The organism is Microterricola viridarii, assembly GCF_900104895.1.
GTDB classification, from domain to species: domain Bacteria; phylum Actinomycetota; class Actinomycetes; order Actinomycetales; family Microbacteriaceae; genus Microterricola; species Microterricola viridarii.
The window spans coordinates 1,634,401-1,647,426 of the sequence record NZ_LT629742.1; the positions used below are offsets into that span (position 1 = coordinate 1,634,401).

The 13,026-nt window shown below is 69.2% G+C and carries 9 protein-coding genes; 8 read left to right on the top strand and 1 reads right to left on the bottom strand.

From position 1 onward, the window contains the following. Window positions 1–223 precede the first annotated feature (223 nt). On the bottom strand, window positions 224–1,714 hold the full coding sequence (locus BLT62_RS07435) for an alanine/glycine:cation symporter family protein (protein ID WP_083363483.1): 1,491 nt from the start codon (window positions 1,712–1,714) through the stop codon (window positions 224–226). 172 nt (window positions 1,715–1,886) lie between these two features. Between BLT62_RS07435 and nusA the strand changes: the two genes are divergently transcribed. The 8 genes from nusA (at window position 1,887) to BLT62_RS07475 (ending at window position 11,687) form a co-directional block, all read left to right on the top strand. Further along, window positions 1,887–2,882, top strand: a complete 996-nt coding sequence (nusA, locus tag BLT62_RS07440) for a transcription termination factor NusA (RefSeq protein WP_083363484.1) — start codon at window positions 1,887–1,889, stop codon at window positions 2,880–2,882. A 175-nt stretch (window positions 2,883–3,057) separates the two neighbouring features. Then, window positions 3,058–3,315: a YlxR family protein gene (locus BLT62_RS07445; protein ID WP_083363485.1), complete on the top strand. Its 258-nt coding sequence runs from the start codon at window positions 3,058–3,060 to the stop codon at window positions 3,313–3,315. Between the two features lie 90 nt (window positions 3,316–3,405). Then, window positions 3,406–6,255 carry a translation initiation factor IF-2 gene (gene infB, locus BLT62_RS07450; protein ID WP_083363486.1) on the top strand — a complete coding sequence of 950 codons (2,850 nt, stop codon included), beginning with the start codon at window positions 3,406–3,408 and terminating at the stop codon, window positions 6,253–6,255. Between the two features lie 106 nt (window positions 6,256–6,361). After that, complete coding sequence (rbfA, locus tag BLT62_RS07455) at window positions 6,362–6,847, top strand: 30S ribosome-binding factor RbfA (RefSeq protein ID WP_083363487.1); 486 nt, start codon at window positions 6,362–6,364, stop codon at window positions 6,845–6,847. 136 nt (window positions 6,848–6,983) lie between these two features. Further along, the gene (locus tag BLT62_RS07460; RefSeq protein ID WP_172829659.1) at window positions 6,984–7,994 is read left to right on the top strand and encodes a hypothetical protein; all 1,011 of its coding nucleotides are present in this window, start codon (window positions 6,984–6,986) and stop codon (window positions 7,992–7,994) included. Further along, the gene (locus BLT62_RS07465; protein WP_231919389.1) at window positions 7,994–9,664 is read left to right on the top strand and encodes an efflux RND transporter periplasmic adaptor subunit; all 1,671 of its coding nucleotides are present in this window, start codon (window positions 7,994–7,996) and stop codon (window positions 9,662–9,664) included. The genes BLT62_RS07460 and BLT62_RS07465 overlap by 1 nt, the downstream gene beginning before the upstream one ends. Further along, window positions 9,661–10,353 carry an ABC transporter ATP-binding protein gene (locus BLT62_RS07470; protein ID WP_083363489.1) on the top strand — a complete coding sequence of 231 codons (693 nt, stop codon included), beginning with the start codon at window positions 9,661–9,663 and terminating at the stop codon, window positions 10,351–10,353. The genes BLT62_RS07465 and BLT62_RS07470 overlap by 4 nt, the downstream gene beginning before the upstream one ends. Next, window positions 10,350–11,687, top strand: coding sequence for an ABC transporter permease (locus BLT62_RS07475; protein WP_083363490.1), 1,338 nt, complete (start codon window positions 10,350–10,352; stop codon window positions 11,685–11,687). Before BLT62_RS07470 ends, BLT62_RS07475 begins: the two co-directional genes overlap by 4 nt. Window positions 11,688–13,026 lie beyond the last annotated feature (1,339 nt).

Below are 13,026 nucleotides of genomic sequence, written 5' to 3' on the forward strand. Positions count from 1 at the left end.
GGGGCCATCCCTGTTGTGCGCGCCTCGCGCGGGGCGCGGTGGTCGAGTAGGCCCGCCAGGGCCGTGGCGAGGCCCGGTTATCGGCGGGGGAGTGAGTCCCGTGCGGGGTCTCGATACGCTCGTTCCTCGCTACTCGACCAGCGGTCGAGGCCCCGTCGCATGGTGGCTGGAGGGAGCGCCAGCGACCGAAGCCCTGAGCGTCCCGCGGGCCGGCGGAGCGCGCCTAGCGCCGCCCGTGCAGGTGGTCGCGGTGCGTCTCGTCGCGCAGCACCGGGATGGTGCCCGTGACGGACTGCTCGTCGACCCAGCACTCGATGCCGTCGAGGTCGGGCATGCGGGACTGTGTGAACACCGGGTCGTGCCCGGCCCGGCGCTGGCTGGTGTAGTCCTTCAGCAGGCGGAATGCCACCCCGGAGAGCAGCATGATCGCGATCAGGTTCACCATCGCCATCAGGCCCATGATGCCGTCGGCCGTGTTCCAGACGAGGTCGGCGGATGCCACGGAGCCGAACAGGATGACGGCCACGGCGACGATCCGGTAGCCGGTGAGCACTGAGCGCTTCGTGGTGATGAACTCGATGTTCGACTCTCCGTAGTAGTAGTTGCCGAGGATCGAGCTGAACGCGAGCAGGAAGATGATCACGCTGAGGAGCACGTTCGACCAGGAGCCCAGATTGGACACGATGGCGTCCTGGGTGAGCCCGATGCCGCGGCTGGCCCCGGCCAGGTCCGGTGTCGAGACGAGGATGATGAACGCCGTGATGGAGCAGATCAGGAACGTGTCGAAGTAGACGCCGAGGGTCTGCACGAGGCCCTGCTTGACCGGGTGGGTGACGGCGGCGGAGGCGCCCGCGTTCGGGGCCGAGCCGAGCCCGGCCTCGTTGGAGAACATGCCGCGCTTGACGCCCGTCATGATGATCGTGCCGATCGTCGCGCCGATCACCTCGTTGTAGCCGAATGCCTGCGTGAAGATCGAGGCGAACACCTCGGGCAGCTTCTCGATGTTCATGGCCACGATGACGAGGCCGACGAGCAGGTAGAGCAGCGCCATCAGCGGCACGACGGCCTGGGTGACGGAGGCGATGCGGCGCACCCCGCCGAAGACGACGAGCCCGGTCAGCGCGGCCAGGACGATGCCGATCGCCCAGCCGAGCCAGCCGGGCACCTCGCCGCCGAGGCTGGAGCCGACGGTCGCCGCGATCGTGTTGGCCTGCAGAGAGCTGAACGCGAGTGGGAAGCAGAGGATCAGGATGACGGCGAAGACGACGCCCATCCAGCGCGCCTTGAGGCCGTGCTGCATGTAGTAGGCCGGGCCGCCGCGGAACCCGGTCGCGTCCTTGACCTTGTACGTCTGGCCGAGCGTCGACTCGACGAAGCTCGACGCGCCGCCGATGAACGCCATCGCCCACATCCAGAACACCGCGCCGGGGCCGCCGATCGCAATCGCCGTGCCGACACCGGCGATGTTGCCGACGCCGACGCGGGAGGCTGCGGAGATCGTGAACGCCTGGAACGCCGAGACCGATTGCGGCTTGCCGTCCGCGTCGCGCGGGGTCTTGTCGGTGAGGGTGCGGAGCATCTCCGGGATCAGGCGAAACTGCACCACCCCGCTGCGGATCGTGAAGTACAGGCCGAGCCCCACGACGACCGGCAACACGATCCATGTCCAGAACTGGTCACCGATGGTCGCGACGAGGTCAGAGAGTGCATCCATCTGCCCAGTATGACTGGGGCCCGTCAAATGATGGGAATTCCTCGACAGTCCGGGCTCGGCGCCCCAGAAATGTCGCGCCGTGGTGTCGAACGGCCCGAGAGTCAGCTAACGTAGATCGGTACGCCACCGCACGCTTTTGCGGTGGCGAGAATGTGAATAGAGGAGGCCGGCAATGGACATCGACCTCAGCGTCCTGCGTCAGATGGAACGCGAGAAGGAAATCCCCTTCGACGAGCTCGTGGAGATTATCGAGCAGGCGATCCTGACCGCATATGTCAAGCACGTCAACCCCGAATCGCACGGTCACGTGGATCCGCAGGGAGTGCGCGTCGAGCTGAACCGGAAGAGCGGCCACATCGCCGTCATGGTTCCCGAGCTCGACGAAGAAGGCAACATCATCGGCGAGTCCGAGGATGTTCCCAATGACTTCGGCCGCATCGCGGCTTTCGCCGCCAAGCAGGTCATCAACCAGCGCCTGCGCGACCTCGCGGATGACGCGGTGCTCGGCGAGTTCCGCGGGCGCGAGGGCGACATCATCGCCGGCGTGATCCAGCAGGGCCCGAACCCGCGTATGATCCACGTCGACCTCGGCACGATCGAGGCGATCCTGCCCCCAGAGGAGCAGGTTCCCGGCGAGGAGTACAAGCACGGCCAGCGCATCCGCGTCTTCGTGACGAGCGTTGCCAAGGGGGCAAAGGGCCCGCAGATCACCGTGTCTCGCACCCACCCCTCGCTCGTGCGCAAGCTCTTCGCACTGGAGGTCCCCGAGATCGCCAGCGGCGTCGTGGAGATCGTCTCGCTCGCCCGCGAGGCCGGCCACCGCACGAAGATCGCCGTGCGGGCGACCGAGCCCGGCGTCAACGCCAAGGGCGCCTGCATCGGCGAGCTCGGCCAGCGCGTGCGCGCGGTGACCGCGGAGCTCAACAACGAGAAGATCGACATCGTCGACTACTCGGCCGACCTGCCCGCCTTCGTCGCCAGCGCGCTGTCGCCGGCCAAGGTGACCAGTGCGTTCGTGATCGACGAGGCCACCAAGGCCGTTCGCGCGCTCGTGCCCGACTACCAGCTCTCGCTGGCGATCGGCAAGGAGGGGCAGAACGCCCGCCTGGCGGCGAAGCTGACTGGCGCGAAAATCGACATCCAGCCGGACTCCATCCTCGAGGACTGAGTGGATGCCGGTCGTGCCGGCGGCCACGTCGCGCTAGCGATGTGAAAGTCGGCAGCCAAACATCAAGAAATCTCTGGAACGTGTTCCCCTGGCCTTCCTCCCGCACCGATCCCGGCGCGGGAGGGGGCCTGGCCCCGACACGCCAGGTCGGCCCGACTGAACAGTGAGTGCTACGATGGAACCCGTTAGAACGTGCGTTGCTTGCCGTTCACGCGCTCCGAAATCCTCACTTCTGAGGGTTGTTGCCCGGGAATCAGAACTTGTTGTCGATGACAATGCCGTTCTGCCGGGGAGGGGTGCGTGGCTGCATCCGACGATCGAGTGCTACCGCGTGGCAGTGCAGCGTCGGGCCTTCGGGCGTGCGCTGCGAGTGACGAGCGCACTCGACACGATCACCTTAGAGAACAGGCTGAATGGCACCGTGAACATCTAATGAGTAACAACTAATGAGCGGCTCAAAATGAGTCCCGTCCGTTACTAACGGTTTGCCCCTTTCCGGGTGCAGACCCGGAACAGGAGAATTGTGGCTGCAAATCCACGCGTACATGAGATCGCTACCGAACTCAATGTCGACACCAAGGCTGCCCTTGACAAGCTCAAAGAGATGGGCGAATACGTCAAGGGACCGTCCTCGAGCATCGCACCGCCGGTTGCTCGCCGACTGAAGGCTGCCCTCGAGGCCGCCGGACTCGTCGGAACTGCAACACCCGCGCCGGCCAAGCCGGCCGCTGCCAAGCCGGCACCCAAGGCTCCGACGCCTTCGGCCCCGGCCGAGCCCGTCGCCGAGGCTGCCCCGGCAGCCCCGCGGCCGCCGGCACCAGTGCCGAGCGCTCCGATGACTGTCGCCGAGCGCCAGGCTGCCGCCGAGAAGGCCGCGGCCGACAAGGCTGCCGCTGAGAAGGCTGCTGCCGACAAGGCCGTCGCCGAGACCGCAACGACCGACACGAGCGAGGCAGCCCCGGCTGCCGCCGAGAAGACCGACGCCGCGGCTCCCGCCCCGGCGGCAACGCCCGGCGCTCCGGCATCCTCGATCCCGCGCCCCGGTGCACCGCGCCCCGGCGCCCCCGCACCGCGACCGGGCAACAACCCCTTCGCTTCCAACCAGGGCATGGGCCAGCGTCCCGCGAACCCCCGCCCCGGCAACAACCCCTTCGCCAGCGCGCAGGGCATGGGCCAGCGCCCGACGCCGAGCAACATCCCGCGTCCCGCGGCTCCGCGCCCCGGCGCCCCCCGCCCCGGTGGACCCGGCATGGGCCAGCGCCCGGCCGGCTTCGGCCAGCGCCCCGGCTTCCAGCAGCGCCCCGGCACGCCGGGCGCCCGCCCGGCCGGCGGCGGCTTCCAGCGCCCCGGCGGCACCGGTGGTGCCCCCGGCACCGCAGGCGGCTTCGCTCCTCGCCCCGGCGGCGGAGCGGGCGGCCGTGGCCGTGGCCCCGGCGGTGGAACCGCTGGTGCGTTCGGTCGCGGTGGCGGCAAGAGCAAGGCACGCAAGTCGAAGCGGACGAAGAGGGCCGAATTTGAGATGAGGGAGGCTCCGTCGCTGGGCGGCGTGAGCGTTCCCCGTGGCAACGGCAGCACCGTCGTGCGCTTGCGCCGTGGTGCATCCCTCGCGGACTTCGCAGACAAGATCGATGCGAACCCCGGTTCGCTCGTGACGGTGCTGTTCCACCTCGGTGAGATGGCAACGGCAACGGAGTCGCTCGACGAGGCCACCTTCCAGGTGCTCGGCGAGGAGCTGGGCTTCAAGATCCAGGTCGTCTCCCCTGAAGAGGAAGACCGCGAGCTCCTTGAGGGCTTCGGCATGGATCTCGACCAGGAGCTGGAGAACGAGACGGACGAGGATCTCGAGATCCGCCCGCCCGTCGTCACTGTCATGGGTCACGTCGACCACGGTAAGACCCGACTGCTCGACGCGATTCGCCAGGCGAACGTCGTCGAGGGTGAAGCCGGTGGCATCACCCAGCACATCGGTGCCTACCAGGTGTGGACAGAGCACGAGGGCCACGAGCGCGCCATCACCTTCATTGACACCCCGGGCCACGAGGCGTTCACCGCCATGCGTGCCCGTGGTGCCCAGGTCACCGACATGGCGATCCTCGTCGTCGCGGCGGATGACGGCATCATGCCGCAGACCATTGAGGCGCTCAACCACGCCCAGGCTGCCAACGTGCCGATCGTCGTCGCGGTCAACAAGATCGACAAGCCGGAGGCCAACCCGGCCAAGGTCCGCCAGCAGCTGACCGAGTTCGGCCTCGTTGCCGAGGAGTACGGCGGAGACGTCATCTTCGTCGACGTGTCTGCCCGCAACGGCATCGGCATCCAGGACCTCCTGGACGCCGTGCTGCTCACCGCAGACGCCGGTCTCGACCTGCGTGCCAACCCGAACAAGGACGCCCGCGGTGTGGCCATCGAGGCCAAGCTCGACAAGGGTCGCGGCGCGGTTGCAACCGTGCTCATCCAGTCGGGAACGCTGCGCGTCGGCGACTCGATCGTCGCCGGTACCGCCTACGGCCGTGTGCGTGCCATGGCCGACGAGAACGGCGACGCCGTGCTCGAGGCCTACCCGTCGCGCCCGGTCCAGGTGCAGGGTCTCTCCAGCGTTCCGCGCGCCGGTGACACCTTCATCGTGACCGACGACGACCGCATGGCCCGTCAGATCGCCGAGAAGCGTGAAGCCGCAGAGCGCAACGCCCTGCTGGCCAAGGCTCGCAAGCGCATCAGCCTCGAAGACTTCACCCGTGCTCTCGAAGAGGGCAAGGTCGAGTCGCTCAACCTCATCATCAAGGGTGACGTCTCGGGTGCCGTTGAGGCCCTCGAGGAGTCGCTGCTCAAGATCGAGGTCGATGACAGCGTGCAGCTGCGCATCATCCACCGCGGCGTCGGTGCGATCACGGAGTCGGACGTCAACCTGGCGACCATCGACAACGCGATCATCGTCGGCTTCAACGTGCGCCCCGACACGAAGGCGCGCGAGCGTGCCGCTCGTGAAGGCGTCGACGTGCGCTTCTACTCGGTCATCTACAACGCGATCGACGAGATCGAGGGCTCGCTCAAGGGCATGCTCAAGCCGGAGTACGAAGAGGTCCAGTCGGGCGTCGCCGAGATCCGCGAGGTGTTCCGTTCCTCCAAGTTCGGCAACATCGCGGGTGTCATCGTCCGCTCCGGAACGATCACGCGCAACGCCAAGGCCCGCGTCATCCGCGACGGCATCGTCGTCGGGGACAACCTGGCCATCGAGTCGCTGCGTCGCTTCAAGGATGACGTCACCGAGGTGCGCACGGACTTCGAGGCCGGTATCGGCCTCGGCAAGTTCAACGACATCCAGGTCGGCGACGAGATCGAGACGATCGAGCTCAAGGAGAAGCCCCGCGCCTAGGTTCAGGCACGGAGCTCACCCTCTGTGACAATGGCCGAGTCAGATTCTCTCTGGCTCGGCCATTGTTCTCATTCTTTAAGTAGTTCCCATTGAGAGGAAAATGACCATGGTAGATCAGGCACGCGCCAAGAAGATGGCCGACCGGATCAAGGTGATCATCGCCAAGCGCCTCGAGCGCGGCATCCGCGACCCGCGCATCGGCTTCGTGACCATCACCGATGTGCAGATGACCGGCGACCTGCAGCACGCCTCCGTCTATTACACGGTGTACGGCAGCGACGAGGAGCGCGCGGACACCGCGGCAGCCCTCAAGGCCGCCACCGGCATGTTCCGCAGCGAGGTCGGCAAGAACCTCACCGCGCGGCTCACGCCGTCGCTCGAGTTCCTGCTCGACGCGATCCCGGAGAACGCCGCGCACATCGACGACCTGCTGCGGGAGGCGCGCGAGCGCGACACCGCGGTCGCCGGGCTGGCCGCCACCTCGGCCTACGCCGGTGACGAGGACCCGTATGTGAAGCCGCGCGAGATCGACGAGAACGACGCAGACGACGACGCAGACGCCGGAGACGACGAGGTCGACGCCACCGCGTAGGCCCACCGCCAGCTGTTCCCCCAGCCCGTCATCCCGTTCCGCCCGCCCGGCATCCGCTAGGCTCGGGCGGGGGATGACGGGCTGGGGTCCGTTTCGGCAGCAGCGCCGTCCCGCGACACACGAGTTGGGGGTCACCGTGCGTACTGGCACTTCTTTGTCCTTTGTCGGCCTGGCGGTTGCCGCCACCATCGCGCTGAGCGGTTGCTCGGGCGCGGGCGACGGCGGTGGCGGGGGCGACCTCACGTACGAGGACAGCCCGCTCAGCGCCTTCACGTCTGCGCTCTGGGGCGAGATGGACCAGGCCAAGTATGACGAGCAGCAGGTCGAGGTCGAGAAGCTCGTTGCGGCCTGCATGAAGGACGAGGGCTTCGAGTACACGCCGAACACCCAGAACGGCAGCGTCGTCACCATGGGCAGCTCCGACATGGCCGAGCGCGAGACCGAGGAATGGGTCGCCAGCAACGGCTACGGCATGGTGCAGACCCAGGAGGAGATGGAAGCGCAGCAGGAGCAGGTCTCCGACTACGTCGACCCGAACCAGGACTACCTCTCCACCCTCTCCGAGTCCGAGGTGAGCGCCTTCTACGAGACGCTGCACGGGCCGGGCCCCTCCGAGGAGGAGATGGCCGCGATGGAGGCGGGCGAGGCCTACGAGTACAACTGGGAGACCGGCGGATGCTACGGCGCCGCCCAGCACTCGACCCAGGACCAGGGGATGGAGGCCTACTCCGACCCGAAGTACCAGGGCCTGTTCGAGAAGATGGGCGCGATCTACACCACCATGCAGGAAGACCCCAAGATCAAGGAGCTCGACCGCTCCTGGGCCAGCTGCATGGCGGATGCCGGCTACTCGGACTTCACCATGAAGCAGGACGCCTTCACCCTGATCTCCGAAGCGCAGAACGCCATCTACGAGACCATGGAGTACGACCAGGAGACCGGCGAGCCGCTCGGCGACAACACCGAAGCCCTCGCCGAGCTGAAGCAGCAGGAGATCGATGTCGCACTGGCCGACTTCCGCTGCTCGGAGAAGCTGAACTACATGCAGGAGACGTTGAAGGCCCAGTTCGCGCTGGAGACCCGCTTCGTCGAGGACAACAAGGCGGAGCTTGACGCCCTGCTCGCCGACTACGCGACGAAGAAGTAATGGGTAAGCGCAGCGGCGAACCTGACGAGTTCGCGGAGATTCTGGAGCCCACCCCGGCGGGCACGGGCGGCACGGCGGAGCAGGAGCCCGCCGATCCGGACCACACTGATCAGGCGCCCGTCGACGCGGCGCCTGCCGATCAGGCGCCCGCCGACCCGGCCGTCTCCGGCTGGCGCCGCGTGCTGCACGGCAACCGCGCCCTCTGGGTGCTGGCTGCCGTCGCAGTGGTCTCGCTCGTCGCCGGCGTCGCACTCAGCGCGGTCATCGTCTCGCCCGGCCAGGCCGCGGCCGACGCCAAGCCGCCGGAGCCCGGGCTGATCACCGTGCCCGTCGAGCTGCGCAGCCTGTCCAACGACGTGACCCTGCGCGGTGACGTGCAGTACGCCGACTCCGTCGAGGTCACGCTGGAATCCGGGGACCGCGGCGGGCCGGCCGTCGTCACCGGTCGCGTGCCGGAGGCCGGCGCCACGCTGGAGCCCGGCTCCGTGGCCCTCGAGGTGGCCGGGCGCCCGGTGATCGTGCTGCCGGGGGAGCTGCCCGTCTACCGCAGCCTCCGCCTGGGCCTCGCCGGCCCCGACGTGACCCAGCTGAAAGACGCGCTGCGCTCGCTCGGCATCGACCCCGGCGGCTCGAACACCTTCGATGCCGCCACCGCGGCCGCGATCGGCGAGTTGTACGCCCGCGTCGGCTACCCGGCACCCGAGCCCGCCGAGGGCAGCGCGGCGGCCGTGCGCGGCGCGCGCGACGGCGTCCGCTCGGCCGAGGAGGGGCTGGCCAGCGCGCAGCGGGCGCTCAACACCGCGGCGTCCGGGGCCTCGGAGGCGGTGCGGATCCAGCTGGACAACCGCGTGCGCAACGCCGAGCTCGCCCTCGAGGCGGCGAAGAACCCGCCCGCCGTGCAACCCGACGACCCGACCAAGCCAGAGGTGCCAGGCAAGCCGAACCCGCAGGCCGTCGCCGCCGCAGAGGGCGACCTCGCCCTGGCCATCGCCGAGCGCTCCGCCGGCCTGGCCGCGCCGGACACCAGCGGCGAGAACTCGGCCATCGGCTTCGCCCAGCGCGCCCTCGAGGACGCCCGGCTGGCGCTGACCGCAGCCGAGGAGGGCACGCTCACCTTCCTGCCCTCCAGCGAGGTGATCTACCTGGCCGGCCTGCCGCGCCGGGTCGACGAGGTGATGGCCAAGCGCGGCACCGTCTCGCAGGGCGCCGTGATGCGCGTCTCCGGCGCCGAGCTGGTGCTGGCGGCATCCGCGGCCGAGAGCGACGCCAAGCTGCTGACGATCGGCGACATCGCCACCGTCACCCTCGACGACACCACGCTCGAGGCGCGGGTCACCGCGGTCGAGCCGCGCAAGGCCACCGGCAAGGAGGCGGGCGCGCGCTACAACGTGAGCCTCGCCCTGGTCGACCCGACGCCGGACCAGGTGGCGTCGTTGCAGGGGCAGAACGTGCGCATCGCGATCCCGATCGGGGCGACGGCCGGCGAGGTGCTGGCCGTTCCGGCCGCGGCGCTGACGGCGGGCGCCGGCGGCGAGTCCCGCGTCGAGGTGTACCAGCCCGGCGAGAAGGACACCCGGCTGGTGGCCGTGACCACGGGCCTGGCCGCAGAGGGCTTCGTCGAGATCAGCGGCGACATTGAGGAGGGCGAGCAGGTCGTGGTCGGCCGATGACCGACTCGCAGAGCCCGGACACCGTCGTCGAGCTCATCGACGTCACCCGCTCTTTCCCCGGCCCGCCGGAGGTGCAGGCGCTGAAGGGCGTGAACCTCGCCATCAACCGCGGCGACTACCTCTCCATCGTCGGGCCCAGCGGCTCCGGCAAGTCCACCCTGCTCAACGTGCTCGGCCTGCTCGACCGGCCGAGCGTCGGCGAGTTCCTGCTCGACGGGGTGCGCACCGGCGCGCTCAGCGAGGAGGAGCGGGCGGCGCTGCGCGGGCGCAGCATCGGCTTCGTGTTCCAGTCCTTCCACCTGCTGCCGCGGCGCACCGTGCTCGACAACGTGCTCATCTCCACCCTGTACAGCGGGGTGCCCCGGGCCGAGCGGATGCCGCGCGCCCGCGCCGCGCTGGACCGGGTGGGCCTCGGCCACCGGCTCGGGTTCCTGCCGACGACGCTCTCCGGCGGCGAGCGGCAGCGCGTCGCCATCGCGCGGGCCGTCATCGCCCAGCCCCGGCTGCTGCTGGCCGACGAGCCCACAGGCAACCTCGATGCGCAGACCTCCCGCGAGGTGATGGACCTGTTCGAGGAGCTGAACGCCGACGGGCTCACCCTCGTCGTGATCACCCACGACAACGCGGTCGCCGAGCGGGCCCGCCGCGGCATCCGCATCGACGACGGCCGAGTGAGCGTGCTCCGATGACGCGCGCCTCGCTGTGGCGGACTTCGACGTGGCGCACTCCGACGTGGCTGGGCTGGCTGAAGAAGCCGTTCAGCAAAGCGGAGCGCCCGCCGCGCCCCGTGAACCCAGTCAAGCGCGCCGACCGCTTCACCGTGCAAGACCTGATGGTCGAGGCCAGTCACGGCATCGGCGGTCACACCGGGCGCCTCGTGATGACCACGATGGGCACGGTGCTCGGCATCGCCTCGCTCGTCGTGACGATCGGCTTCGCGCAGACCGCCGCCGGGCAGATCGCCCGCCAGTTCGACTCCGTCTCGGCCACCCAGGTGCTCGTGCAGCCGGGCAAGACCGGCAACATGTTCGGCTCCGGCACGCCGAAGACCTCGCTGCCCTGGGACGCCCCGGAGCGGGTGGAACGCCTTGCAGGGGTGGAGAAGGCCGGCCTCGTCGGCCAGGTGGATGCCGCCGGAGCGCGGATCACCGCCGTGCCCGTCAACGACCCGTCCGCGCCGCAGAGCGCCGGACCGCCGCTTCTGGCCGGATCTGCCGGGCTGCTCGACGCCGTGCGCGGCTCCGTGGTGACCGGCCGGTTCTTCGACGCCGGCCACGACGCGCGGGCCGACCGCGTCGTCGTGCTCGGCACCCGGGCGGCCGAGGAGCTCGGTGTGAACCGGGTGGACAGGCAGCCGGCGATCTTCATCGGCGACCGCGCGTACACGGTGATCGGCATCATCGACGACGTGCAGCGCCGCACCGACATGCTGGACGCCGTCATCCTGCCGTCCGGCACCGCCAGGGCCGACTTCGGCATGGGCTCGGCCCAGGAACTGCACGTGCGCATCGCCGTCGGGGCGGGCAGCGTCGTCGGCAAGCAGGCACCGATCGCCCTGGACCCGAACACGCCGGACAACTTTGACGTCATCGCGCCGCAGTCCGGCTCCGAGCTGCAGCAGAGCGTGCAGGCCGACGTCAACATTGTCTTCCTCGTGCTCGGCCTGATCGCGCTGCTGGCCGGCGGCCTCGGCATCGCCAACGTCACCCTGCTCTCGGTCTCGGAGCGGGTCGGTGAGATCGGCCTGCGCCGGGCCCTCGGCGCCACACGGCGCGAGATCCGGGCGCAGTTCACGGTGGAATCGGTCGTGATCGGCCTGCTCGGCGGCCTCATCGGCGCCGCCCTCGGCGTCTTCGCCGTCGTCGGGGTGTCGCTGGTGCAGCAGTGGACGCCGATCATCGACCTGCCGATGGTGCTCGGCTGCGCCGTGCTCGGCGCCGTCGTCGGCCTGGTCGCCGGGGCATACCCGGCGGCGAAGGCCAGCAAGATCGAGCCGATCTCGGCGCTCCGCCAGGGGGTGTAGCGCGCGTCTGGCGGCACGCCGGCTGGAGGGAGCGAGGAACGAGTGACTGAAGACCGGTTTTCAGCCTGATCGCACCCCCTACCCGCTGGTCGAGCCCGTCGAAGCCATCGCCAGTCTCACGCCGTGTCAGGGCTTCGGTCGCTGGCGCTCCCTCCAGCCAGCGTGCGACTCACGTGCCCCGCCTTCAGCCAGCGTGCAACTCCCGCCCGCCTTCCACGTTCCTCTCTCCACGTCGGCTGAGGGAGCGAGGAACGAGCGACCGAAGCCCGGTTTCCCGCGCGACAGTCTTTTTGCTGGTTGAGCCCGTCGAGGTCATCGCCAGTCTCGCGCCGTGTCAGGGCTTCGGTCGCTGGCGCTCCCTCCAGCCGGCGTGCGACTCACGTGCCCCGCCTTCAGCCAGCGTGCATCTCCTGCCCGCCTTCCACGTCCTCTCCCCACGTCGGCTGAGGGAGCGAGGAACGAGCGACCGAAGCCCGGTTTCCCGCGCGACAGTCTTCTCGCTGGTTGAGCCCGTCGAGGTCATCGCCAGTCTCGCGCCGTGTCAGGGCTTCGGTCGCTGGCGCTCCCTCCAGCCAGCGTGCGACTCACGTGCCCCGCCTTCAGCCAGCGTGCAACTCCCGCCCGCCTTCGACGTCCTCTCTCCACGTCGGCTGAGGGAGCGAGGAACGAGCGACCGAAGCCCGGTTTCCAGCGCGACAGTCTTTTTGCTGGTTGAACCCGTCGTGGCGGTCGCCAGTCTCACGCCGTGTCAGGGCTTCGGTCGCTGGCGCTCCCTCCAGCCGGCGTGCGACTCACGTGCCCCGCCTTCAGCCAGCGTGCATCTCCTGCCCGCCTTCCACGTCCTCTCCCCACGTCGGCTGAGGGAGCGAGGAACGAGCGACCGAAGCCCGGTTTCCCGCCGGAAAGTCTTTTCGCTGGTTGAGCCCGTCGTGGCGGTCGCCCGTTTCCCGCTGTGTCAGGGCTTCGGTCGCTGGCGCTCCCTCCAGCCAGCGTGCTTCTCCCCGCCTGTCGGTCCAGATGGCGTGCATCTCCTGCCCGCCTTCCACGTCCTCTCCCCACGTCGGCTGAGGGAGCGAGGAACGAGCGACCGAAGCCCGGTTTCCCGCGCGACAGTCTTCTCGCTGGTTGAGCCCGTCGAGGTCATCGCCAGTCTCGCGCCGTGTCATGGCTTCGGTCGCTGGCGCTCCCTCCAGCCAGCGTGCGACTCCCGCGTCCCTCTCACCACGCTGGCCGAGCTCCTCTCCCCACGCTGGCCGAGCTCCTCTCCCCACGTCGGCTGAACTTCTTTCCCCACGTCGGCTGAGGGAGCGAGGAACGAGCGACCGAAGCCCGGTTTCCG